Genomic DNA, 22596 nt, shown 5'->3' on the forward strand with positions numbered 1-22596 from the left:
CCACCTCAGTGCTTCAGGATCTTCGACAGGAAGTCCTTGGCCCGCTCGGTCTCCGGAGCGCCGAAGAAGTCCTCCGGCACCCGGTCCTCCAGGATCTGACCGTCCGCCATGAACACCACCCGGTTGGCCGCCGAGCGGGCGAAGCCCATCTCGTGGGTGACCACCACCATGGTCATCCCCTCGTGCGCGAGGCCGCGCATCACGTCCAGCACCTCGTTGATCATCTCCGGGTCGAGCGCCGAGGTGGGCTCGTCGAAGAGCAGCGCCTTCGGGTCCATCGCCAGTGCCCGGGCGATCGCCACCCGCTGCTGCTGGCCGCCCGACAGCATGGCCGGGTACTTGGCGGCGTGCGCCTCCAGACCGACCCGCTCCAGCAGTTGGTGAGCCTTGGCCTCCGCCTCGGCCTTGCCGCGCTTGCGGACCTTGACCTGAGCCAGCACCAGGTTCTGCAGCACCGTCTTGTGCGCGAACAGGTTGAAGGACTGGAACACCATGCCGACCTCGGCCCGCAGCTGCGCCAGGCCCTTGCCCTCCTCGGGCAGCGGCACGCCGTCGATGGTGATCCGGCCGGTCTCGATCTGCTCCAGCCGGTTGACCGCCCGGCAGAGGGTGGACTTGCCGGAGCCGGACGGACCGATCACCACCACCACCTCGCCCCGGCCGACCGTGAGGTCGATGTCCCTGAGCACGTGGAGCTCACCGAAGTGCTTGTTCACCCCGCTGAGTTCGATCAGCGGGGTGAAGCCTGCGGGGGCGGTCACCTGCTCCGTCGGCCCTTCAGCAGCCAGCCGAGCGCGGCACCGGCCAGCAGGGTGGCCAGCAGGGCGATCCAGAGCGGCGCGCTGACCGTGAACACCCAGAACTGGATCTTCACCTTGTTCAGGTTGGCCAGCAGGAACCAGACCGCGAGCACCACGATCGCGCCGATCGCGATCGCGCGGGTGGGGATGCCCGCGATCTCGCTCCGCTTGCCGCCCCCGGAGGGAGTTGAGGAACCGCCAGAAGTCTTGGTCATCCCCGGAGTCTGCGCCGCCCCCTCACCGGCGCCCCGGACCCCCGCCGCCCGGCCGGCGAAACCCACCCGAATGGTCCCCCGCCCGGTCAGGCGTCGGCGGCGGCCGGGGCCCGGCCCAGGGCGCGGACGGCGGGCACGGCGAGCATCACCCCGATGCACAGGATGCCGACCGCCGCCGAGAACAGCAGCACGTGGTCGGCACCGAACCGGTCGGCCGCCGGCCCCGCCAGCGCCCGGCCGAGCGGGATCACCATGATGGAACCGGCCACGTCGTACGCGGAGACCCGGCTCAGCACCGCCAGCGGGATGTGCGACTGCACGCTGGTGGCCCACATGACGCCCCAGAAGGCGAAGCCGCAGCCGGCCAGCACACCGGTGAAGGCGGTCAGCGCGAAGTTCCAACCGATTGCCGGGGCCAGCGGGTTGAGGGAGAAGAAGAACATCGCGCAGGCACCGGCGATCAGTGGCCGCCGGGGTCGGACCCGCATCCCGAGCAGGCCGCCGACGATGGTGCCCGCGCCGTCGGCGGAGGCGATCCAGCCGTATCCGCCGGCCCCGTGCTGCTCGGTCAGCAGCGCCGCGCCGAGCGGCAGGGCCGGGCCGAAGACGAACAGGCCGTAGACCGCCCAGACCGCGATGACCCCCCACAGCCAGGACCGGGAGCGGAACTCCTGCCAGCCGGTGACCAGCCGGCGCGACATCGACTCCTCGCTCCGCTCCGGGGCGGTGCCGAGCTTGCGCAGCGGCGCCAGGCCGAAGGCACTGCACGCGTAGGCCAGCGCGATGACCACGAACGAGCCCGCCACGTCCCAGTAGGCCACCAGCAGGCCGGCCAGGCCGGGGCCGAGCAGGGTGCAGATCGCCTCGGAGATCCGCAGCAGCGCGTTGGCCCGCTGGATGTCCTCGGCGACCTGCGGGATCATGCTCGCCAGCCCGGGCTGGAACATCGCGGTCGCGGCGCCGCTGAGCGCCAGCAGGGCCATGACGTGCCACAGCCGCACCTCGGTGCCGGTCAGCAGCGCCGCGAGCGCCAGCATCGCCACCATCCGCACCACGTCGGCGCCGACCATCATCACCTGCGGGGTGAACCGGTCCGCCAGCACCCCGCCGAACAGCACCAGCAGGACGATCGGGGCCATCCAGGCGGCCAGCGCGTAGCCCACCCCGCCCGCCCCGTACCCGGCGCCCAGCACGGCGGTGGTGAGCGAGACCATCAGCATGCCGTCGGCCAGCAGCGAGGTGCTGCGGGCGGTGAAGAACAGCCGGAAGCGGCCGGACCGCCACGGGCTGGGGAGCGCGGCGGTCTCCCGCTCGACTCTCAGGTCGTCCATCGTCATGTCACATCGACCGTTCCCGGCCGTTCCCTTCGCTCAGAATCTGCTGCCGGAGCCAGTCGCTGGTCCGGTCCGCCGGGCTCGGCGGGTCCTGGACGATCACGTACCGGCGCGGCGCCAGTACCCCGGGGCGGCCGGGCAGGAGGTCCATCAGTGCGGCGTGCGCCTGCGCCGGGGTCAGCGCGGAGCCGCCGGCGGCGACGTAGGCGGTCAGGCCGCCGGTCTCGTCCGCCGCCGGGGCGACGTGCACCGGCAGGCCGCCGACCGCCTGCCGCAGGGCGTCCGCCACGGCGGGCGGCGAGACCCAACAGCCGTCCACCTGCTGCCAGTCGGGGCCGCGCTCGACCGGGCGCACCCCGGTGACCTCGGTGAGCGAGGTGAACGGGACGTCCCCGGCGGCGGCCGCCTCCAGCAGCCGGACCAGCCCTTCGAGGAAGCCCTCCGCCTGCTCCCGGGGGAACAGCGCGGGGTCCGCCCACATGCTGAGGTGGAGCTGCGGATCGGTCCGGAAGACGAAGGCCAGGATGCGGGTCGGCAGATCCTGGCCCTGGCTCCAACCGAGCTCCGGGTCCGGCCCGTCGGCCGTCCCGAGGGTGGTCCCGGCCTGGGTCGGCGGCAGCGTGCTGACGTCGTTGTAGACCACGTCGCGGGTGAACCGGCTGCCGCGCTCGTGGGTGGTCCGCCCGATCATCTCCCAGAGCGCCAGCGAGTCGAACTGGCTGTGCCGGTAGGCGTTGAGCGCCGCGCCCCAGGCCCGGCGGAGCAGCGCGTCGAACGACGGCTCCCGGAGGTCGAGCGAGAGCAGCGCGTCCTGGGACACCGTGTTCACCGAGCGGGCCAGCCGGGGCGTGAACCGGTTCGAGGTCGGCACGGCGACCACGCAGGTGCGCTGGCCGGCCCGGTGGGCGACCAGCGCGCACCAGGCGGTCAGCAGCACGGTGGCCGGCAGGCTGCCGGTGCGCTCCACCACCCGGGCCAGCGCCCGGGCGCCCCGCCGCGACCTGAGGGTGAGCTGCGGTGCCCGCACCTCGGCGCCGGTGGCGGCGGGCTCGGCGAACATCGCCTGCGGGCCGGTGCGGATGATCTGCTCCCAGTGGGCCAGCGAGGCCCGGGACTTCCTCAGCCCGGCCGGGGACGCCTCCTCGACCGCGAGGTCGATCGGCGTGAGCGCCGTCACCGGCGGCAGGCTCTCCCCGGCCAGCAGGGCCTGCCACTCCTCCCGCAGGACGGCCAGCGCGCTGCCGTCCGCCACCGCGTGGCTGGACACCACGACCGCGAAGGCCGGGGCGCCGGCCAGCGTGACCAGGGTGATCCGCAGCGGGAACTCCCGCTCCAGCACGAAGCGTTCGGCCCGGGCCAGGTCGGCCAGCGCGTCGGCGTACGACGTGCCGGCGGCCGGGAGCTCGTCGTGGTCGACCACGGTGACGGTGAACTCGCCCTCGGCCGCCACCACCTGCTCGGCCGGCACCGCCGCCGGGCCCGGCGGGAAGGTGGTGCGCAGCGCCTCGTGCCGGACCACCAGGGCCCGCAGGGCGTCGATCGCCGCGTCCAGGCCGGCCCCGGCGGGCACCTGCCAGACGTCGTGGATGTTGATCTGCGCCGGGTCGTCGCGCAGGATGCAGCGGATCATGTTCGCCTGACCCATCGTCACGGGGCCGCGGCGCTGCGCACCGCCCCGGTACGGGACGGTGACGGTGTGGGTGTTCGTCGGTCGCACGGAAGCTCGCTCACTCGGGTCGGGGTGGCCGGGCAGACCCCGGTCCGGGGCAGGAGGGTTCACCGCACGCCCGCGATCCCCTCGCTCCGGCCGGCCAGGACCAGCGGCTCCCAGGCGTCGATCAGGCCGGCGAACTCCGCCATGTCCTGCCGGGCCCGGTCGAGCAGCCGCTCGCGGCGGTCGGCGAAGCGGTCCGCCGCCGCGGCCCAGCGGCCGGACAGCTTGCGGTAGCAGCGGTCGAGCACGTCGAGCTGTTCGGCGCCCGCCGCCCGGTCCAGGCCGGTGCTGTCCCGGACGAACCCGGCGACGGCCGGGGCCAGCACCAGACCCTCGGCGTCGAGCAGCGCCTCGCCGGCCTCGGCCAGCCGGGCGTACACCGCGTCGAAGTACCGGGTGGACAGCAGGAACTTGGCGAACCGCTCCTGGTAGGCCAGGAAGCCGGCCTCGGAACGGCGTTCGGCGGTGTGGTAGTTGACGATGTGCCGGTTGTGCAGGACACCGGGCAGGCGCGCGTCCTGCACCAGGTGCAGCAGGAAGTAGTCGCTGCCGATGGTGTCGGTGGCCGGTGGCAGCGGCACCCGGGCGTAGACCTCCCGGGCCAGGCCGAGGTTGCACATGTCCACCCGCGTCGGGCTGACGCTGGTGAGGGTGGTGCGGTCGGCGGTGAACGGCGCGGTCCCGGCGCCCCGGAAGGACTCCTCGATCAGGTTCCGGCGCCAGATCTCCGGGTAGCCGGCGGGGACCGAGAGGCCGATCACCTCCTGGTAGACCTCCGGGTCGAGATCGCGGATCTCCGCCACGTCCACCGACATCGCGCCGATGAAGGAGGCGCCGACCAGGGCCACCGGCCGGTGCGCGTACCCGGGGTCGAGCCTGCTCCGGGAGACCAGGCCGGCCACCTCGGTGGCCGGCCTGCCCAGTGCGGTGAGTTCGGGGTGGATCGGGAACACCGGCGCCCCATCCAGCTGCTGGTAGCGGCTGTCGGAGTCGCGGCGGTGGACCGACTCGCAGCCCAGCGCCTCCGCGATCAGGAAGGCCCGGTTGGTGCAGGCGCCGTACGAGACCCCGGCGGGCAGCATCAGGTCGAGCACCCGGTCCGGCTCGGCGACCCCGGAGCGGTCGATCACCCGGCGGAGGAAGTCGCGCTGCGCCCTCTCGTCCAGGTGGTGGACCACCACGCCGGGGGCCGGCGGCAGCGCGGCCACCGCCGCCCGGTGCTCCGCGAGCACCGGGGCGACTGCGGAGTCCAGGATCAGCAGGTGCACCTCGACGCCGAACTCCCGTGCGCCGTAGGCGGCTTCCGCCGCGACCGCCCCGATCGTCCCGGCACAGGCCCGGTTGGTGGGCAGGGTCAGACAGACACGGCGCACGCCGGGGCTCCGCTCTGCCCGTCGACCGGGGCGTCCCGGTCGGCCCACGAGGTGAGCCCGAGCAGGCGGTTGCCGAGCGGGTTCAGCTCGGCGGTGGGGTAGCGCACCGACTCGGGCCGCACCGGGTCGCCGACCAGGGTGCGGTTCCAGCGCGGGGTGCGCAGGTTGCGCCAGGACTCGACCCGGGAGCGCCGCAGCTTCTCGTGCTCCTCCAGCGCGGGCATCATCGACAGGTACTGCACCGCGCGCACCTGGTCCGCCGAGGTGTTGCGCGCCACCCCGTGCGCCAGCAGGCCGTTCCAGATCAGCAGGTCGCCGGGGTGCAACTCGGGCCGGACCACCGGGAACTCGGCCCGGTCCACGTCGGGGCGGAGCGGGTCCCGGTCGGCCGGGCTGCCGACCCGCCACTCCTCGAACCGCCGGAACAGCTCGGGGTTGCACTGGAACCCGCCCGACTCCGGCCGGGTCTCGTTGAGCGCGATGATGCCCTGCACCCGCTGCGGCGGCACGCCGAGCGTGGTGTCGATGTCCCAGTGCAGCTCGATGTCGAAGCCCCGGTCGGTGGGCTCGATCAGCGCCCGGTCCCGGTTGCCGCGGTTCGGCGGGTTGAGGTTGAGCCGGTCCAGGGTGACCCACAGCTCCTCGCAGTCCCAGACGTCCACGAAGGCGTCGTAGACCCGCTGGGCCTGCCGGCTGTCCCAGAGCAGCTGGTGGTGGTACGCCTCCACGAAGCCGTAGACGTGCAGCTGCCGGTCCAGCTCGGACCGGAACGGCCGGTCCAGGTGCCAGCTGTCCGGCCGCGCCGGGTCGAGGCCCTGGAAGTCCCAGGTGAAGTCCAGCAGTTCGCGCGCCGCGGCGGCCGGGATCGCCTCCCGCACGATGACGTGGCCGTAGGTCTGCCAGTGCGCGAAGTCCGCCTCGGACAGCACCCGCAGCGGCCGGGACTTCTTCAGCTCGCGCAGGGTGGTCTGGGCCAGGTACGACTCGCCGTCCGCGCTGAAGTACGGCAGCTCGGACGCCGCCCGGTGCAGCCGGGGGCGGCGTGCACGGTGGTTCGCGGCGGGTGTCGTCATCATCGGGTCGCTCCAGAACGGGAGTCGGGGAGGCGGTGCAGCGGTGGGCGGCCGGCCGGAGCGGCTGCGCGACGGCGGGCTCGGTGCGGGGTGACGCACTGCCCGGCAACATTGGTGTAGACCATAGGGGCACGTCAAGCCCGGTCCGCGCCGACCGGACGGGCGGCCCGGCCGCCCGAAAGACCTTACCGACAATGGTCGTTCGGTCGACAGATCTGGTCTAGACAATTCGCGATCAACTGGATTACGGTCGCCACACGCAGCCCTCGTCCTTGACGGAGCACCAGCCGGATCCCATGCTGCGCCGCGCGGTCGACGGCGGCCGTCTCCACGGACGTTCGGCCCCGCCGCGGTCGCGCCGCCACGACTCCGCTCCGCTCGTCCGGCCGACGCCGTCACGCCTGTCCCACCCCAAGAGGGAGCGGTTCCCATGAGCACATCCAGCATCGCGGCCCTGCCGGACGGCGGCCTCAAGGACGCAGGCCCGGGCCTGCTCACCCTGGACCCGGTCCGCACCGCCCTGCTGCACGGGCTGGAGGACCTGATCACCGGCCTGGCCGCCCGGCTCGCCGCTCCCGAGGTGGTGGGCCCGCCGCTGCTGTCCGCGGCGGCGCTCGCCCGGCTCGACTACTTCCGCAACTTCCCCCATCTCGGCGTCTCCACCGGGCGGTTCGGCCCGGAGGCGCTGGACGGCCTGGCGGCCGGCGGCGCGCCCGGCGAGCTGTCGCTGCAGCCGACCGGCCACCTGCTGCCCTCCGCCACCTGCTACGGGCTGCTGCTCTCGCTGGAGGGCCGGGACGTCGGCGAGCACGGCCTGCGGCTCTCCGCGAGCGGCCGCTGCTTCCGCAACGAGACCCACTACGACGGCCTGCGCCGGCTGTGGGGCTTCCACATGCGCGAGGTGCTGTACCTCGGCACCAAGCAGGGTTCGGTCGAACACCTCGACCAGGGCGCCGAGTTCGTCCAGGAGCTGGCCGGCCGGCTGGGCCTGGAGCTGAACCGGGTGGTGGCCGACGACCCGTTCTACGACAAGGGCAGCTCCCGGGCCCGGCTGATGGCCCTCGACCCGGTCAAGCACGAGTTCGTCGCCACCGACGGCACCGCCATCGCCTCGGTCAACCGGCACCGGAACTTCTTCGGCGAGCGACTGGACATCCGCGCGGGCTCGCACGGGCCGGCCTACAGCGCCTGCGTCGCCTTCGGCCTGGAGCGCTGGGTGCACGCGATGATCCTCACCCACGGCACCCCCGAGCAGGCGCTCGACCGGCTCCGGGACACCCGGAACTGAACCACCCGCCCGACCCCGTACCGACCGAGGAGCACCTGTGGAACGCATCGCCGCCTGGCTGCACGAGAAGAACCCCGGCCTGGACGGCCCGATCGAGACCGACGAGGACCTGATCGAGGCCCGCCTGATCGACTCGATGGACTTCCTGGAGTTCGTCGACCTGCTGGAGGACATCTCCGGCACCGGCATCGACCTCCAGGAGGTCACCATCGACGACTTCCGCACCCTCGACCGGGTGCGGCAGCGCTTCCTGAGCAGCTCCGGCGCGGCCGCCGGTGGAGCCCCCGCGCGTGACTGACCGTCCGGCGCCGGCCCGGACCGCCCTCGCCGTGCTGGCCACCACCCGGGAGGTGCTGGACCGGCCGGAGCTGACCGAGGCTCTGCTGGCGGACTGGGAGTTGCGGCGGCTGGCCCGGATCCGGCTGCCGGGCCGCCGCGACGACGTGCTGGCGGCCCGGCTGCTGGTGCGGCTGTGCGTCGCCCGGTACACCGGCCGGACGCCGGCCGAGTCGGCCCCGGCGCAGTTCTGCGCCGAGTGCGAGCGGTCCGGGCACGGCCGCCCCTCCCTGCCGGGCCACCCCGGGGTGGGCGTCAGCCTGAGCCACGCCGACGGCCTGGCCGCGGCCGCCGTCGGCCCCGGTGCGGTCGGCGTCGACGTGGAGCCGGCCGGCCGCCGCCCCGGCCCGCTCCGGGTGCTGCGCCGGATGCTGCCCGAGGCCGAACTCCGGGAGGCCGCCGCCCAGCCCGACCCCGGGGCCGCGCAGCTCCGGCTCTGGGTCCGCCGGGAGGCGCTGCTGAAGGCCGGTCAGGACGACGTCCGGCTAAGGGAGTGGACGGACCGTCAGCGGGCCGCGGTGGCGGCGGTCGCCGCCACCGCCCCGGTCACGGTCTTCACCCTCGGCCCGACGGACGGCGCAGCGAACTGACGGCGGCTCAGTGCTCGTCCCGCCAGCTCCGCCAGAGCGCCGCGTACGGCCCGTCGGCGGTGACCAGCTCGTGGTGCGAGCCGTACTCGCTGATCCGGCCGCGCTCGACCACCGCGATGACGTCCGCGTCGTGCGCGGTGTGCAGGCGGTGCGCGATCGCGATCACCGTACGGCCGGCCAGCACCCGGGACAGCGAGCGCTCCAGGTGCCGCGCCGCGCGCGGGTCCAGCAGCGAGGTGGCCTCGTCCAGCACCAGGGTGTGCGGATCGGCCAGCACCAGCCGGGCCAGCGCGAGCTGCTGCGCCTGGGGCGGCGTCAGCGCCACCCCGCCCGAGCCGACCTCGGTGTCCAGACCGTCGGCCAGCAGGTCGGCCCACTCCCCCGCGTCCACCGCCTGCAGGGCGGCCCGCAGCTCGGTGTCGTCCGCCTCCGGCCTGGCCAGCCGCAGGTTGTCCCGCAGCGTGCCGACGAAGACGTGGTGCTCCTGGTTGACCAGCGCCACCTCGGCCCGGACCCGCTCGGCGGGCATCCGGGCCAGCGCGGTGCCGCCCAGCGTGACGGTGCCCCGGCCGGGAGCGTAGATCCCGGCCAGCAGCCGCCCGAGGGTGGACTTGCCCGCCCCCGAAGGACCGACCAGCGCGACCCGGCTGCCGGGCGCCACGTCCAGGCTGATGCCGTGCAGCACGTCGGCGCCCGCCCGGTAGCCGAACCGGACGTCGGTGGCCTCCACCCGGCGGCCGTCCGGTGTGGCGGACTCGTCCGTCTCCGGGTCCTCGACCTCCCGGACGCCGACCAGCCGGGCCAGCGAGGCCTGGCCGACCTGGAGCTCGTCGTACCAGCGCAGGATCAGGTCGACGGGGTGGGTGAGCGCCTGGGCGTACAGCACCCCGGCGGTCAGCTCACCGACCGTCAGCCGGCCCTGCACCGTGAACAGCCCGCCGAGCACCAGGGTGCCGATGATGACGATCGCGTACGTCGCCTCCACCGTCGGGAACCAGACCGAGCGCAGCCAGAGCGTGTACCGCTCCCAGGCCTGCCACTCGCCGATCTTGCGGTCCGTCAGCTCCACCCGGTCGGTGCCGAGCCGGAGCGCCTCGACCGTCCGGCCCGCGTCCACCGTCTCGGCCAGCACGGTGTTGACCGCCGCGTACCCGGCCGACTCGGCCCGGTAGGACTGCGGGGCCCGGCGGAAGTACCAGCGCGAGGTGGTCAGGATCAGCGGCAGCGCGACCACCACGGTGATCGCCAGCAGCGGCGAGGTCACCACCAGCGCGCCGAGCACCAGGACCAGCGAGACCAGGGCGACCGCGAGTTCGGGCACCGCCTCGCGGATCGACTTGGACAGCCGGTCGATGTCGGTGGTGCCGCGCGAGACCAGGTCGCCGGTACCGGCCCGCTCCAGCACGCCCGGCGGCAGCGCCACCGAGCGGACCAGGAAGTCCTCCCGCAGGTCGGCCAGCACCTCCTCGCCGAGCACGCCGCCGCGCAGCCGGGACCAGCCGGTGAAGGCGGACTGCACCAGCAGCGCGCCCAGGTACCAGCCGACCGCCGACAGCACCCGGCCCCGCGCGGTGCCCGCGCTCAGGTCCTCGACCAGCGAGCCGAGCACCCAGGGGCCGACCAGCCCGGCCAGCGTGGCCACCGTGTGCAGCCCCACCACGGCGCCGAAGCCCCCGAGGTGCCGACGCGCCAGCAGCCGGACGTACGCCCGCACGGTGGCGGGTGAGCCGACCGGCAGCATGGTCGCCGGGCCGCGTTCCTGAAGGGTGGGCGGCTTCATACCTTCTCCTCGACGGCGGCCCGGTCGTCCTCGCGGGTGACCACGGCCCGGTAGTGCGGGGCGGTGTGCAGGAGTTCGCGGTGCGTGCCGGTGGCGGTGACCCGGCCGCCGTCGATCAGCACCACGGTGTCGGCCTGGTCGAGCAGCAGCGGGCTGGTGGCCAGCACCACCGTGGTCCGCTCGGCCCGGATGCCGCGCAGCGCGGCGGCGATCCGGGACTCGGTGTGCGCGTCCACCGCGCTGGTCGGCTCGTCCAGCACCAGCACCGGCGGGTCGGCGACCAGCACCCGGGCCAGCGCCAGCCGTTGCCGCTGGCCGCCGGAGAGCGACCGGCCGCGCTCGGTGATCAGCGCCCGCATCGGGTCGCCGTCGGCCTCCGGGGAGCCGTCGACCAGGGCGTCCAGCACGTCCTCGGCCTGCGCGGCGGTGATCGCCTCGGCCGGGGTGACCCGGCCGGAGGACGGGATCTCGAACAGCTCGGCCAGCGTGCCGGAGAGCAGCACCGGCTCCTTGTCGTGCACCAGCACCGCCGCCCTGGCCTCGGCCAGCGGTACGGCGTCCAGCTCGATCCCGCCCAACCGGACCGCGGGGGTCGGGAGTTCGCCTTCGGCCAGCGGGACGTGGCCGCCCAGCCGGGTGGCCAGCTCGTCGGCCGTGCCGGCGTCGGCGCAGACCACCGCGGTCAGCCGGCCGGCCCGGACGGTCAGCCCGGTGAGCGGGTCGTGCAGGTCGGACCGGCCCGGGGCGGCCAGCGCGGCGGTCTGCCCGGACTCGTCGGCGGTGCGCCGCAGCGCGAGCACCCGGGTGGCCCGCCCGGCGGAGACCCGGGCGACGCTCCAGGCGTGCGCGGCCTCGCCGAGGATCCGCAGCGGGGCGGCCAGGAAGGCGGTCGCGCCGTACACCGCGACCAGCTCGCCGACGCCGATCCGGCCGTCGGCGGCCAGCTCGACGCCGTACCAGGTGACCCCGACCACGAACAGGCCCGGCAGCAGCACCTGCTGAGCCTGCATCAGCGCCCAGACCCTGGCCGTCCGGACGGCGGCGCCGCGGACCAGCTGGGAGGCCCGCCGGTAGCGCTCCAGGAACAGTTCCTCGCCGCCGATGCCGCGCAGCACGCGCAGCCCGGCGACGGTGTCGGCGGCCAGCTCGGTGGCCTTGCCGCCGAGCGCGCGCTGCTCGCTGTAGCGGCGCTCGAACGGGCCGAGCAGCGGCAGGACGGAGACCGCCAGCACCGGGACGCCGAGCAGCACGGCGGCGCCCAGCAGCGGCTGCTGGACCAGCACCACCAGGCTGACGGCCAGCCAGACCAGTACGGCGGCGCGGACCCGGGCGACCAGCTCGACGTACCAGCCGATCTTCTCCACGTCGCCGCTGCTGACCGCGACGATCTCGCCGGTGGCGATCCGGCGGGACAGGCCGGCGCCGAGCGCGCTGGCCTGCCGGGCCACCAGTTGGCGGGTCTGGGCGGCGGAGGTGATCCAGTTCCACACCGCCTGACGGTGCAGCAGCACACTGCCGGTGGCCTGCACGGCGGTGAGCAGCACGGCCAGCGCGCCGGCCCGCCACACGCCGCCGGTGCGGTGGTCGACGGCGGCCTGGATGCCGAGGCCGAGGGCGACCGGGAGAGTGGCCATCGCGCCCATCTCCACCACCCCCCAGAGGGTGGCCAGCCACTGGCCGCGGCGTTGGCTGCGCTGGAGCCAGCGCAGGAAGGCGAGCGGGGAGTCGAGATCGGGACGGCCGGGGTCGGCCATCGGCAGGGTGGTGAGCGGCATGACGCTCCGATGCGGGATGGTTCGGGCAGGGGCGCACGGCCCGGGCCCGGCCCGCATCACTGGCGGGGCGGGCGGGGCGGCGGAGGGGAGACCGGGGGAATGTCCGTCATGACGTCATGGACATCGAGTGTGTTGGGGGTCACACCGCGACCGCAACAGGTTTTCCGGGCCGGCCGCACGTCAGGGCCGGCGCTGCCACCCGGAGCCGTCATTTCCGGTGAATTCCCGTCATCCGGGAACAAGTGGTCAAGTCCACCAGTTGGTCCTATGTCGGCAGCATTGGACGATCCGGAGGGCACCCCTTCCCCGTGAGCACCATCCCGAGCATCACCCTGAACAACGGCCAGACCATTCCGCAGCTCGGCTTCGGCGTCTGGCAGGTCGCGGACGACGAGGCGGCGACGGCGGTGGAGACGGCGATCAAGGCCGGCTACCGCAGCATCGACACCGCCGCGATCTACGAGAACGAGGCCGGCACCGGCAAGGCGATCGCGGCGGCCGGGGTCCCCCGCGAGGACCTGTACGTCACCACCAAGCTGTGGAACTCGGGCACCGTCGACTGGTCCGGGCAACAGGGCCGGGACGCGGTGCTGCGCGCCTTCGACGACTCGCTGGCCAAGCTCGGGCTCGAGTACGTCGACCTCTACCTGATCCACTGGCCGCGCCCGATGCACGGCAGCTTCGGCAACATCTGGACGGCCTTCGAGCAGCTGGCCGCCGACGGCCGCGCGAAGTCGGTCGGCGTCTCCAACTTCGGCCAGGTCCAGCTGGACGCGCTGGCCCAGCGGAGCGGGCTGGTCCCGGTGCTGAACCAGGTCGAGCTGCACCCGCACTTCCCGCAGCACGAGCTGCGCGCCTACCACGCGGAGCACGGCATCGCGACGGAGGCCTGGAGCCCGCTCGGCCAGGGCAAGGACCTGCTCACCGAGCCCGCGCTGGTGAAGATCGCCGAGAAGCACGGCCGGACGGTGGCCCAGGTGGTGCTGCGCTGGCACCTGCAGAGCGGGATCATCGCGATCCCGAAGTCGGTCACCCCGTCCCGGATCGTGGAGAACCTGGACTTCACCGGTTTCGAGCTGGACGCCGACGACCTGACCGCGATCGCGGCCCTGGAGACCGGCAAGCGCCTCGGCCCCGACCCGCAGTCCTTCGACTGGAGCTGACACCCGGCATGCCGACGGCCGCCACCCCCTGCGGATGGGGTGGCGGCCGTCGGCCGTGCGGGTCCTGCCGGTGCGGTCGGAGCTGGCAAATCGTTCCTGCCAGGTCCATGGCACCTGGTGAATCGTTACAGCCGGGCCGCCTTCGCGAGCAGCGCCATCGCGGCGGCGTGCTCGTGCGGCTCCAGCGGAGCCAGCAGCAGTTCCTGCACCGCGCGCACTCCGGCGGAGGACCGGTGCAGCAGCTCCTGCCCGGCGGGCGAGAGCGAGAGCAGGTTGCGCCGCCCGTCCAGCGGGTCGCGGCGGCGGAGCACCAGACCGCGTCGGACCAGGCGGCTGACCATCTCCGCCATGGTGGCCTTGTCCAGCGAGGCCAGCTCACCGACCGTGCGCTGGTCGGCGCCCGGCTCGGCCTCCAGCGCGTCCAGCACCGCGTACTGAGGCGCCGTCAGATCGGAACCGACCTGGTCGGACCAGAGCTTGGTGTGCACCTGCTGGCTGACCCGGATCAGATAGCCGACCGCGCGCTGGGCGTCCAGCAGCGGGCGGGCATCGGTCAGCGCGGCGACCGCCGCGGGCTCCAGCCGGGCGATCTTGGCCATCACCCGGACCAGTTCGAGCTGCTCGTCCGGGCTGAGCGGCTCGAAGAGCGTCCGCTGCACCCGGACGACTCCGCCGGTCGCCTCCCGGACCGCCTGGGCTCCGTTCTGCGAGAGGGCGAGCAGTTTGCGGCGACCGTCAGCAGGGTCGCGGCGACGCAGCACCAGGCCGCGCCGGACCAGCCGGGCAACCATTTCGGCCATCGTGGCCTTGTCGAGCGAGGCCCGTTCGCCGACGGTGCGCTGATCCGCTCCTGGTTCGAGCGCCAGCGCGAGCAGGACGGCGAACTGAGGCGCCGTCAACTCGTTGCCGACATGCTCGGACCAGAGGCGGGTGTGCACCTGCTGGGCCACGCGGATGAGGTGTCCGGGCGACTGCTGCAGCCGACCGGTCACGCGGGTCGTCGGGATCTCCCCCAGCACCATGAAATCCGTCCCGATGTCACACCCGGTGTGTGTGGGACACCCGGGCGGGGCAGTAACGGCGAGTGAGCGTCCCGCTGTGAGGGTAGGCGCGCCAGCCGTGCAGCCGGTGGCTGCTGGCGCACACTATACAAACGGTCGGCCCGTACCGGCAGGCGGGGGCCAATAGTAGATGTTTGTTCGGCGAAGTTGGCATATTTCCGCCGTATGTCGCGCTCACGTCCACTTGATCGGCACAACTGCCGCGCCCGGCCACCCTCACCCTCCGTCACCTGCGGCTCTGTCCTCTGGTCAGCATTCCTACCGGTCGGTAATCTGACCGCCGGAGCGGCCTCCCGAGCCCCTCGGGGTCAAGGTCACGGTTTCCTGTCACCCTCCTGAGAGAGACGAGTACGAACATGACCGAGCACAGCAGTTCACCTCGTGTCGCGGTGGTCACCGGCGCGGCTCGTGGTATCGGCGCGGCCACCGCGCTCCGGCTGGCCGCCGACGGTTACGCGGTCGCGGTGGTGGACCTGACCGAGAAGTCCGGCCAGGAGACCGTCGAGCTGATCACCGCGGCCGGCGGCCGGGCCCTGGCGGTCGGCGCGGACGTCTCGGACGCCGGGCAGGTGCAGGCCGCGGTGGACCGGATCGCCGCCGAGCTGGGCGCCCCGGTGGTACTGGTCAACAACGCCGGGGTGCTGCGCGACAACCTGCTGTTCAAGATGTCCGAGTCGGACTGGGACACCGTGATGGACGTGCACCTCAAGGGCGCCTTCCTGATGACCAAGGCGTGCCAGAAGCACATGGTGGACGCCGGGTTCGGCCGGATCGTCAACCTGTCCTCCTCCTCCGCCCAGGGCAACCGCGGCCAGGCCAACTACTCCGCCGCCAAGGCAGGTCTGCAGGGCTTCACCAAGACCCTGGCGATCGAGCTCGGCAAGTTCGGCATCACCGCCAACGCGGTCGCCCCCGGCTTCATCGCCACCGAGATGACCGCCGCCACCGCGGCCCGGATCGGGATGGAGTTCGAGGCGTTCAAGGCCGCCGCCGCCACCCAGATCCCGGTCAACCGGGTCGGCACCCCCGAGGACATCGCCAACACCATCTCGTTCTTCGCGGGCGAGGCCGCCGGCTTCGTCTCCGGCCAGGTCGTCTACGTGGCCGGCGGGCCGCTCGACTGACCGGCCGCGGTCCGCTCGCGTCCACCGGCAGGCAGGCGCAGACTCGGGGTGCGGGTGCCCGCTGCGCACCCCGAGGACACGGGAGGCACGAGATGACCCAAGCGGACGACACGGATTCGCGGCCGACACCGGACCGGCTGCTGCACACCGGCGCCGAGCACCCGGTGGACCCGGAGGACCTGGTGATGGCCTCGGGTCGGACCCCCACCCCGAAGTTGCTCGACAAGGCGCGCAAACAGCTCGAAGTGGAAGGTGCGGCGGCGGTGGAGCGGCTGCTCCCCTGAGGCCCGCAGCGAACGACCGAGGAGTCAGGCCCCGTACGGCGTACGGGGCCTGACTGCTGTCCAGGTCACGACAGGGGGTGTGGTCAAGCGGGGCTCGGTGCGCTATACCTGCTCAGCAGTGCTCGCTCTTGCATGCGGAGGGGTTCTTATGCGCAGAACTTTGCAACACTGGCGAAGCCGGTCGGCTTCGCTCGGACTGGCCGCGGTGCTCTCGCTGGGCGGGGTGACGATCGCTCCCGGGCTGGCCCAGCCGGCCGCGGCGGTCAACGCCTCGGCCGGGGCGATCACCGCCTTCACCCCCGGCCCGGCCGGCGGCTACGCCATCTCGGCGGGTGCCGCCAGGGCCAGGGTCAGCTTCGTCGGCGACCAGGTGTTCCGGATCGAACTGGCGCCCACCGGCACCTTCGCCGACCCGACCGGCAGCGACATCGTGCTGCCGCAGGGCACCCCGCCCGCCACCAGCTGGCGGGACGCGGGCGACCGGTACGAGATGTCCACCGCCGCGGTCACCCTGCGGGCGTACAAGTCGGCGCTGCGGTTCGGCCTCTACCGGGCCGACGGCAGCAAGGTCTGGGAGGAGACCAAGCCGCTCTCCTGGACCGACAAGGCCACCACCCAGACGCTCGGCCGGGGCGTCACCGAGCAGTACTTCGGCGCGGGCGAGCAGAACGGCTCCTTCTCACACCGTGGGAAGACCGTCGAGGTCGGCGTCGACCACAACTGGAACGAGGGCGGCCACCCGAACTCGGTCCCGTTCTACCTGTCCTCGGCCGGGTACGGCGTGTACCGCAACACCTACGCCCCCGGCACCTACGCCTTCAACGACCCGGTGACCACCACCGAGCAGGAGGTCAGGTTCGACGCCTACTACTTCGCCGGACCGAGCAGCAAGGACGTGATCGGGCAGTACACCACGCTGACCGGCAAGCCCTTCCTGCCACCGATCTACGGCCTGGAGATGGGCGACTCGGACTGCTACCTGCACAACGCCAACCGGGGCGAGCGGCACACCCTGGACGCGTTGAAGATCGCCGACGACTACCTCGCCAACGACCTGCCGAACGGCTGGATGCTGGTCAACGACGGCTACGGCTGCGGCTACGAGAACCTGGCGCAGACCGCCCAGGGCCTCCAGCAGCGCAAGATGCAGCTCGGCCTGTGGACCGAGGACGGCCTGACCAAGCTGGCGGACCAGGTGAAGGCCGGCCAGCGGGTGGCCAAGCTGGACGTGGCCTGGGTCGGCTCCGGCTACAAGTTCGCCCTCGACGGCTGCAAGGCCGCCTACCAGGGCATCGAGGACAACAGCACCGCCCGCGGCTTCACCTGGGCGCCCGAGAGCTGGTCCGGTGCGCAGCGCTGCGGCGTGCAGTGGAGCGGCGACCAGTCCGGCAGCTGGGACTACATCAGGTGGCAGATCCCGACCTACGCGGGCGCCACCATGTCCGGCCTGGCGTACACCTCGGGTGACGTGGACGGGATCTTCGGCGGCAGTGCCAAGACCTACACCCGGGACCTGCAGTGGAAGTCCTTCCTGCCCGCCATCATGTCGATGGACGGCTGGGCACCGAGCGACAAGCAGCCCTACCGCTACGGGGAGCCGTACACCTCGATCAACCGCAAGTACCTCAAGCTCAAGGAGTCGCTGCTCCCCTACATGTACAGCTACGCCGCCGAGGCGGCCCGGACCGGGGTCGGCGCGGTCCGGCCGCTGGCGCTGGAGTACCCGCAGGACCAGGTGGCGGCGACCGACGCGGCCACGTACGAGTTCCTCAGCGGCCGGGACTTCCTGGTCGCGCCGGTCTACTCGGACACCACCGTGCGGGACGGCATCTACCTGCCGCAGGGGACCTGGGTGGACTACTGGTCCGGGCGGACCTACCAGGGCCCGACCACGGTGAACGGCTACAGCGCGCCGCTGGACACCCTGCCGCTGTTCGTCAGGGCCGGCGCCGTGGTGCCGATGTGGCCCGGCGTCAGCTCCTATCAGGACCGGACCGCCACCTCGCCGCTGGCCTGGGACGTCTACCCGCAGGGGGTCAACTCCTTCTCGCTGTACGAGGACGACGGGGTGACCAAGGAGCACCGGCAGGGCCGGTCGGCGACCCAGACCGCCACCGTCACCGCCCCCGCCACCGGGGTCGGCCGGGCCACCGTGGACGTGTCGGCCAGCGTCGGCGCCTTCACCGGCAAGCAGACCACCCGGCCGTACCGGTTCAGCGTGCACAGCGTGAGCGTCCCGACCGCGGTCGCGCTCGGCGGGCGGGCACTGCCCCGGTTCACCGACAGGGCCGCGTTCGACGCGGCGGCCGAGGGCTGGTTCTTCGACGCCGCCGACCGGGGCGGGGTGGCCCAGGTGAAGACCGCCACGCTCAGCACCGCGACCGCCTTCCAGCTCACCCTGGACGGCGTCACCGCACTCGCCGCCACCGCCGGCGGGCCGAGCTGGTCCTGGGCCAGCGACCTGCCGTTCGCCTCCCAGACCAACGGCTGGGGCCCCGCCGAGCGGGACCGCAGCAACGGCGAGCAGGGCGCGGCGGACGGCCGGACGCTGACCCTGAACGGGACCACCTTCGCCAAGGGCCTCGGCACGCACGCGGACTCCGACCTGGAGTTCGTGACCGGAGGCAATTGCACCTCGTTCAACGCCACGGTCGGGATCGACGACGAGATCAACGGCTACGGCGACGTGACCTTCTCGGTGGTCGCCGACGGGGTCACGCTCTGGACCTCACCCACCCTGACCGGCACCTCGGCGCCGCTGCCGGTCACGGTCCCGCTCGGCAGTGCCGCCCGGGTGCACCTGAAGGTGAACACGGTCGGCACGAAAACGGGTGACCACGGGGACTGGGGGGCTGCTAGGTTCCTCTGCAGCTGATGTCTGTACAGGTTTTCTGACGCCTCGTCAGACGCAGTCCGACGGCCGTTTCCGCAGGACCCCCACCCTGCGGAAGCGGCCGTCCTGCCGTTCCCGGCGCCCGGGCGGCTCCCGCCGGGCCGGTAGAGTCCGGTCGGTGCGCGCACCGATCCGACCCCGTTCGACGAGCCGTCGGCATGCGCTGTCGGTCGGCGTGGTCGGGCTGCTGTACCTGCTGGTGGTCCTGGCGGTCCTGCTCGACGGCCCGCTGGTGCAGCTGGACTGGACGCTCCGCCGGCTCCGCCCGGACCAGCACTGGCCCGAGCTGCGACCGCTGCTGGACGTCTGGATCGTGGCGGGGCAGCGCGGCCCGTCGGCGATCGCGGCCTGCGCCTGGCTCGGCTGGCGCTGCCACCGGCTGCGGACGGTGCGGCCGCTGCTGCTGCTGGGGACCGCCCTGCTGCTGCTCAACACCACGGTGGGCGCGGTCAAGATCCTCACCGGCCGGCTCGGCCCGCACCACGCCCGGTACCCGGGCTCCCCCGAACTCTTCCTCGGCGGCACCGCCTTCCCGTCGGGGCACACCGCCAACGCCGTGGTCACCTGGGGCGCGCTGGCCTACCTGGCGGTCCGCTGGCGGCGGACCGGGGTGCTGCTCGGCACGGTCACCGCGGTCACCGTCGGGCTGACCACGGTGTACCTGGGCACGCACTGGGTGTCGGACGTGCTCGCGGGCTGGGCGGCCGGTGCACTGGTGCTGCTCGCGCTGCCGCTGGCCGAGCCGCTGGTCACCGCGGCCGACCGGCGGATCACCGCGCTCCGGCGGCCGGTCAGCCCTGCCAGCAGCGCTCGACCCGCCCGTCCCGGACGGCCAGGTTCAGCCGGTCCTCGCGGTACTCCATGGTGATCATCGCCTCCGGTGCCAGCACCCGGACCACCCGCCACCCGCGCTCGGCGGCCAGCCGCTCGGCCTCGGCCCCGGTCAGGCCGACGTACTCCTGCTCGTCCACTCCTGTTACCCCCTCGGTTCTCCGGGCATACCGTGGATGGTAGGGCCTGGAGGTGACCCGGCGATGCGTCCGACCAAGACACCTCGTCGCTGGCAGAGCGGCACCGAGCCGATGACTGCGCGCAGCGACCTGAAGCTCCGCTTCCTGCTCTCGGTGCTCTTCACCCCGCTGTTCGCGCTCGGCACGGCCGGCTTCGGGTACTGGGCCGCGGTGGCCGACCCCGGCGGTTCGCCGAGCCCGGCCACCCTGACCGCCTTCGCCGTCGGCTGCGGTCTGCTGACCCTGTTCGCCCTGGTGGACCTGCTGGTGGTGGTGCGCCGACGGCGGACCGAGCTGTGAGTCAGCCGTTCACCCGTTGCGGCACGCTCAGCGGGTTGGCGTCGTGCAGCTCCGGTGGCAGCAGCTCCTCCGGGGTGTTCTGGTAGCTGACCGGCCGCAGCCAGCGCTCCACGGCAGTGGCGCCGACCGAGGTCGAGGTGCTGGTGCTGGCGGGGTACGGGCCGCCGTGGTGCATGGCGGGGGTGACCGCGACACCGGTCGGCCAGCCGTCCACCACCAGGCGGCCGGCCAGCGGGCGCAGCCGGTCCAGCAGGGCGGCCGCCTCGGGGCCGCGCTCGTCCGCCGCCAGCTGCACGGTGGCGGTCAGGTTTCCGGTCAACTTGCCGAGGACGTCTTCGAGTTCTGCCGGGTCGGCATAGCGGACCAGCACCGTGACCGGGCCGAAGCACTCCTCCAGCAGCTCCTCGGTGAGATCCGCCGCCGCGACCGCGAGCACGCCGGGGGCGACCGCGAGCGGAGCGGAGTCGGCCGGCCCGGCGGCCAGCAGGGTCTGCACGCCCGGCTGGGCCGCCCGGTGCCGAACGCCCGTCAGGAACGCCTCCCGCATCCGGGGGTCGAGCAGCGGCCCGCCGCCGGTCTTGGCGGCGGCCGCCACCACCTCCTGCTCCAGCTCGGCCGACCCGGCCGGGATCAGCACCAGCCCGGGCTTGACGCAGAACTGCCCGGAGCCCAGCGTGAACGAGGCGGCCAGGCCGCCGCCGATCTCGGCGGCCCGGGTGGCGGCGGCCCGCTCGGTCACCACCACCGGGTTGAGCGAGCCGAGTTCGCCGTGGAACGGGATCGGCCGGGGCCGGGCGGCTGCCACGTCGTGCAGCGCCCGCCCGCCGCGCACCGAGCCGGTGAAGCCGACCGCCGCCACCAGCGGGTGCCGGACCAGCTCGGGTCCTGCCTCGAAGCCGTGCAGCAGGCCGAGCAGTCCGGCCGGCAGGCCGAGCCCGACCGCCGCCTCCCGGATCAGCCGGGCGCACAGCTCGCTGGTGGCCGGGTGGTCGGGGTGCGCCTTGACCACCACCGGGCAGCCCGCCGCCAGCGCGCTCGCGGTGTCGCCCCCGGGGACGCTGAAGGCGAGCGGGAAGTTGCTCGCGGCGAACACCGCGACCACCCCCAGCGGGACCTTCATCCGGCGCAGGTCGGGCCGGCCGAGCCCCGGATCGGCGTGGTCGATCGCCACGTCCAGGAAGCCGCCCTGCTGGACCTGGTCCGCGAAGGTGCGCAACTGGTAGGTGGTACGGACGAGTTCACCGCTCAGCCGGTGCACCCCGAGCGCGGTCTCGGCATCGGCCGCCGCGATCACCTCGACGGCCGCGTCGGTCAGCCGGTCGGCCACCGCGCGCAACAGCGCGGCCCGGACCGCCCGGTCGGCCAGCGCGGGGGCGGCGGCCGCGGCGGCGCGCACCGCCAGGTCGACCTGCTCGGGGCCGGACTCGACCGCCACCTGCGGGCCGGGCTCGCCGGTCCTGGGATCGGCGGTGTGGACGGGGCGACGGGGATCTGACAGCACTGCGCGGGCCTCCTCGGCCGGGCCACCGGTCGGGCGGCGCCCGCCGGAGCTGCGGCGCCCGGCCTCCCGCGGCCCGGATCTGTTCAGTAGGCTGAACACCGTTCGGACGGTTGAACCTCGCGGAACGCTACGCCGCACGGCAGAAGGGGTCAAGCGCCCATGGACCCGACGCCCAACTCCGGCCCCGGCAACGGCTCCCAGGTCAAGTCGGCGGTCCGCACCGTCGCCCTGCTGGAGCACTTCGCCGGCCACCCGGGACTGCACACCCTGGCCGAGTTGCAGGAGCGGACGGGCTACCCGAAGAGCAGCCTGTACATGCTGCTGCGGACCCTGGTCGAGCTCGGCTGGGTGGAGACCGACGGCACCGGCACCCGGTACGGGATCGGGGTGCGGGCGCTGCTGGTGGGCAGCTCGTACATCGACGGCGACGAGGTGGTGGCGCTGGCCCGCCCCGGCCTGGACCGGCTGGCCGAGGACACCGGGGAGACCGTCCACCTGGCCCGGCTGGACGGCACCAGCGTGGTCTACCTGGCGACCCGTCAGTCCCGGCACAGCCTGCGGCCGTTCATCCGGATCGGCCGGCGGCTGCCCGCGTACTGCACCTCGCACGGCAAGGCGCTGCTGGCCACCCACCCGGACGAGCGGATCAGGCAGCTGCTGCCCGCCGAGCTGACCCCGGTCACCGAGCACACCCACACCGACCGGGAACTCCTGATCGCCGAGCTGCACGAGGTCCGCGCACGCGGTTACGCGGTGGACCGCGAGGAGAACACCGTCGGGCTGCGCTGCTTCGGCCTCGCCCTGCCCCACCGGACCCCGGCCCGGGACGCGGTGAGCGTCTCGGTGCCGGTGGCCCGGCTGACACCGGGTCGGGAGGAGCAGATCCGGGACGCCCTGCTCGACGCCGGGCACCGGCTGACGCTGGCCACCCGGCACCTCTGACGGACCGTGGGCGGGCACACCGCCGGGCACCCGCCCACGG

At 73.5% G+C, this 22596-nt stretch carries 21 protein-coding genes; 10 read left to right on the top strand and 11 right to left on the bottom strand.

What is annotated here, in order from left to right; all coding sequences use genetic code 11:
- Positions 1-5: 5 nt before the first annotated feature.
- The 6 genes from ACIRPK_RS25870 to ACIRPK_RS25895 all read right to left on the bottom strand — a co-directional run bounded on the left by ACIRPK_RS25870 (position 6) and on the right by ACIRPK_RS25895 (position 6509).
- Positions 6-734 (bottom strand): amino acid ABC transporter ATP-binding protein, encoded by a 729-nt coding sequence (locus ACIRPK_RS25870; protein ID WP_403042300.1) that lies wholly within the window; start codon positions 732-734, stop codon positions 6-8.
- A gap of 23 nt (positions 735-757) precedes the next feature.
- The gene (locus tag ACIRPK_RS25875; RefSeq protein WP_403042221.1) at positions 758-1015 is read right to left on the bottom strand and encodes a lipopolysaccharide assembly protein LapA domain-containing protein; all 258 of its coding nucleotides are present in this window, start codon (positions 1013-1015) and stop codon (positions 758-760) included.
- Positions 1016-1101: 86 nt separating this feature from the next.
- A complete protein-coding gene (locus tag ACIRPK_RS25880) occupies positions 1102-2352 on the bottom strand; it encodes an MFS transporter (RefSeq protein ID WP_403042223.1) in 1251 nt (416 codons plus the stop codon).
- A 1-nt stretch (position 2353) separates the two neighbouring features.
- Positions 2354-4066: a condensation domain-containing protein gene (locus ACIRPK_RS25885; RefSeq protein ID WP_403042226.1), complete on the bottom strand. Its 1713-nt coding sequence runs from the start codon at positions 4064-4066 to the stop codon at positions 2354-2356.
- A 59-nt stretch (positions 4067-4125) separates the two neighbouring features.
- Entirely contained in the window at positions 4126-5436 is a 1311-nt protein-coding gene (locus tag ACIRPK_RS25890; protein WP_403042228.1) for a DUF6271 family protein, read from the bottom strand.
- Positions 5418-6509, bottom strand: coding sequence for a phytanoyl-CoA dioxygenase family protein (locus ACIRPK_RS25895; protein WP_403042302.1), 1092 nt, complete (start codon positions 6507-6509; stop codon positions 5418-5420). The genes ACIRPK_RS25890 and ACIRPK_RS25895 overlap by 19 nt, the downstream gene beginning before the upstream one ends.
- Before the next feature lie 430 nt (positions 6510-6939).
- Here ACIRPK_RS25895 and ACIRPK_RS25900 point away from each other — a divergent pair, with 430 nt between their 5' ends.
- The 3 genes from ACIRPK_RS25900 to ACIRPK_RS25910 are packed head-to-tail and all read left to right on the top strand — an operon-like array spanning position 6940 to position 8723.
- The gene (locus ACIRPK_RS25900; protein ID WP_403042231.1) at positions 6940-7797 is read left to right on the top strand and encodes an aminoacyl--tRNA ligase-related protein; all 858 of its coding nucleotides are present in this window, start codon (positions 6940-6942) and stop codon (positions 7795-7797) included.
- A gap of 37 nt (positions 7798-7834) precedes the next feature.
- A complete protein-coding gene (locus ACIRPK_RS25905) occupies positions 7835-8095 on the top strand; it encodes an acyl carrier protein (protein ID WP_403042233.1) in 261 nt (86 codons plus the stop codon).
- Positions 8088-8723, top strand: a complete 636-nt coding sequence (locus ACIRPK_RS25910; protein WP_403042235.1) for a 4'-phosphopantetheinyl transferase family protein — start codon at positions 8088-8090, stop codon at positions 8721-8723. Before ACIRPK_RS25905 ends, ACIRPK_RS25910 begins: the two co-directional genes overlap by 8 nt.
- Before the next feature lie 7 nt (positions 8724-8730).
- Here ACIRPK_RS25910 and ACIRPK_RS25915 read toward each other — a convergent pair whose 3' ends face one another.
- Positions 8731-10503: an ABC transporter ATP-binding protein gene (locus ACIRPK_RS25915; protein WP_403042238.1), complete on the bottom strand. Its 1773-nt coding sequence runs from the start codon at positions 10501-10503 to the stop codon at positions 8731-8733.
- Positions 10500-12278: an ABC transporter transmembrane domain-containing protein gene (locus tag ACIRPK_RS25920; protein ID WP_403042240.1), complete on the bottom strand. Its 1779-nt coding sequence runs from the start codon at positions 12276-12278 to the stop codon at positions 10500-10502. Before ACIRPK_RS25920 ends, ACIRPK_RS25915 begins: the two co-directional genes overlap by 4 nt.
- 308 nt (positions 12279-12586) lie before the next feature.
- Here ACIRPK_RS25920 and ACIRPK_RS25925 point away from each other — a divergent pair, with 308 nt between their 5' ends.
- Positions 12587-13441: an aldo/keto reductase gene (locus tag ACIRPK_RS25925; RefSeq protein ID WP_403042242.1), complete on the top strand. Its 855-nt coding sequence runs from the start codon at positions 12587-12589 to the stop codon at positions 13439-13441.
- Positions 13442-13566: 125 nt separating this feature from the next.
- Here the strand turns inward: ACIRPK_RS25925 and ACIRPK_RS25930 are convergent, their stop codons facing one another.
- On the bottom strand, positions 13567-14463 hold the full coding sequence (locus ACIRPK_RS25930; protein ID WP_246511128.1) for a MarR family winged helix-turn-helix transcriptional regulator: 897 nt from the start codon (positions 14461-14463) through the stop codon (positions 13567-13569).
- Positions 14464-14858: 395 nt separating this feature from the next.
- On the opposite strand from ACIRPK_RS25930, the gene fabG reads away from it, so the two are divergent.
- The 4 genes from fabG (at position 14859) to ACIRPK_RS25950 (ending at position 19671) form a co-directional block, all read left to right on the top strand.
- Positions 14859-15626: a 3-oxoacyl-ACP reductase FabG gene (gene fabG, locus ACIRPK_RS25935; protein WP_403042246.1), complete on the top strand. Its 768-nt coding sequence runs from the start codon at positions 14859-14861 to the stop codon at positions 15624-15626.
- Positions 15627-15718: 92 nt separating this feature from the next.
- Positions 15719-15910 (top strand): hypothetical protein, encoded by a 192-nt coding sequence (locus tag ACIRPK_RS25940; RefSeq protein ID WP_403042249.1) that lies wholly within the window; start codon positions 15719-15721, stop codon positions 15908-15910.
- Positions 15911-16058: 148 nt separating this feature from the next.
- Positions 16059-18785 (top strand): NPCBM/NEW2 domain-containing protein, encoded by a 2727-nt coding sequence (locus ACIRPK_RS25945; RefSeq protein ID WP_403042252.1) that lies wholly within the window; start codon positions 16059-16061, stop codon positions 18783-18785.
- A 136-nt stretch (positions 18786-18921) separates the two neighbouring features.
- The gene (locus tag ACIRPK_RS25950) at positions 18922-19671 is read left to right on the top strand and encodes a phosphatase PAP2 family protein (protein WP_403042254.1); all 750 of its coding nucleotides are present in this window, start codon (positions 18922-18924) and stop codon (positions 19669-19671) included.
- Here the strand turns inward: ACIRPK_RS25950 and ACIRPK_RS25955 are convergent.
- A complete protein-coding gene (locus ACIRPK_RS25955) occupies positions 19595-19774 on the bottom strand; it encodes an I78 family peptidase inhibitor (RefSeq protein WP_403042256.1) in 180 nt (59 codons plus the stop codon). The two genes, ACIRPK_RS25950 and ACIRPK_RS25955, sit on opposite strands and share 77 nt — an antisense overlap.
- A gap of 63 nt (positions 19775-19837) precedes the next feature.
- Between ACIRPK_RS25955 and ACIRPK_RS25960 the strand changes: the two genes are divergently transcribed.
- The gene (locus tag ACIRPK_RS25960; protein ID WP_403042258.1) at positions 19838-20113 is read left to right on the top strand and encodes a DUF6343 family protein; all 276 of its coding nucleotides are present in this window, start codon (positions 19838-19840) and stop codon (positions 20111-20113) included.
- Between the two features lies 1 nt (position 20114).
- Here ACIRPK_RS25960 and ACIRPK_RS25965 read toward each other — a convergent pair whose 3' ends face one another.
- Positions 20115-21611 carry an aldehyde dehydrogenase (NADP(+)) gene (locus ACIRPK_RS25965; RefSeq protein WP_403042305.1) on the bottom strand — a complete coding sequence of 499 codons (1497 nt, stop codon included), beginning with the start codon at positions 21609-21611 and terminating at the stop codon, positions 20115-20117.
- 162 nt (positions 21612-21773) lie between these two features.
- On the opposite strand from ACIRPK_RS25965, the gene ACIRPK_RS25970 reads away from it, so the two are divergent.
- Positions 21774-22556, top strand: a complete 783-nt coding sequence (locus ACIRPK_RS25970) for an IclR family transcriptional regulator (protein WP_403042261.1) — start codon at positions 21774-21776, stop codon at positions 22554-22556.
- The last annotated feature ends 40 nt before the right edge of the window (positions 22557-22596 follow it).

The sequence above is a fragment of the Kitasatospora sp. NPDC101801 genome, from assembly GCF_044766665.1.
GTDB lineage: Bacteria > Actinomycetota > Actinomycetes > Streptomycetales > Streptomycetaceae > Kitasatospora.

Coding starts and splice junctions, on each gene's coding strand:
- ACIRPK_RS25875 (WP_403042221.1), bottom strand. CDS start 1,015: ATGACCAAGACTTCTGGCGGTTCCTCAACTCCCTCCGGGGGCGGCAAG.
- ACIRPK_RS25880 (WP_403042223.1), bottom strand. CDS start 2,352: ATGACGATGGACGACCTGAGAGTCGAGCGGGAGACCGCCGCGCTCCCC.
- ACIRPK_RS25895 (WP_403042302.1), bottom strand. CDS start 6,509: ATGACGACACCCGCCGCGAACCACCGTGCACGCCGCCCCCGGCTGCAC.
- ACIRPK_RS25900 (WP_403042231.1), top strand. CDS start 6,940: ATGAGCACATCCAGCATCGCGGCCCTGCCGGACGGCGGCCTCAAGGAC.
- ACIRPK_RS25915 (WP_403042238.1), bottom strand. CDS start 10,503: ATGAAGCCGCCCACCCTTCAGGAACGCGGCCCGGCGACCATGCTGCCG.
- ACIRPK_RS25920 (WP_403042240.1), bottom strand. CDS start 12,278: ATGCCGCTCACCACCCTGCCGATGGCCGACCCCGGCCGTCCCGATCTC.
- ACIRPK_RS25930 (WP_246511128.1), bottom strand. CDS start 14,463: ATGGTGCTGGGGGAGATCCCGACGACCCGCGTGACCGGTCGGCTGCAG.
- fabG (WP_403042246.1), top strand. CDS start 14,859: ATGACCGAGCACAGCAGTTCACCTCGTGTCGCGGTGGTCACCGGCGCG.
- ACIRPK_RS25940 (WP_403042249.1), top strand. CDS start 15,719: ATGACCCAAGCGGACGACACGGATTCGCGGCCGACACCGGACCGGCTG.
- ACIRPK_RS25945 (WP_403042252.1), top strand. CDS start 16,059: ATGCGCAGAACTTTGCAACACTGGCGAAGCCGGTCGGCTTCGCTCGGA.
- ACIRPK_RS25960 (WP_403042258.1), top strand. CDS start 19,838: ATGCGTCCGACCAAGACACCTCGTCGCTGGCAGAGCGGCACCGAGCCG.
- ACIRPK_RS25970 (WP_403042261.1), top strand. CDS start 21,774: ATGGACCCGACGCCCAACTCCGGCCCCGGCAACGGCTCCCAGGTCAAG.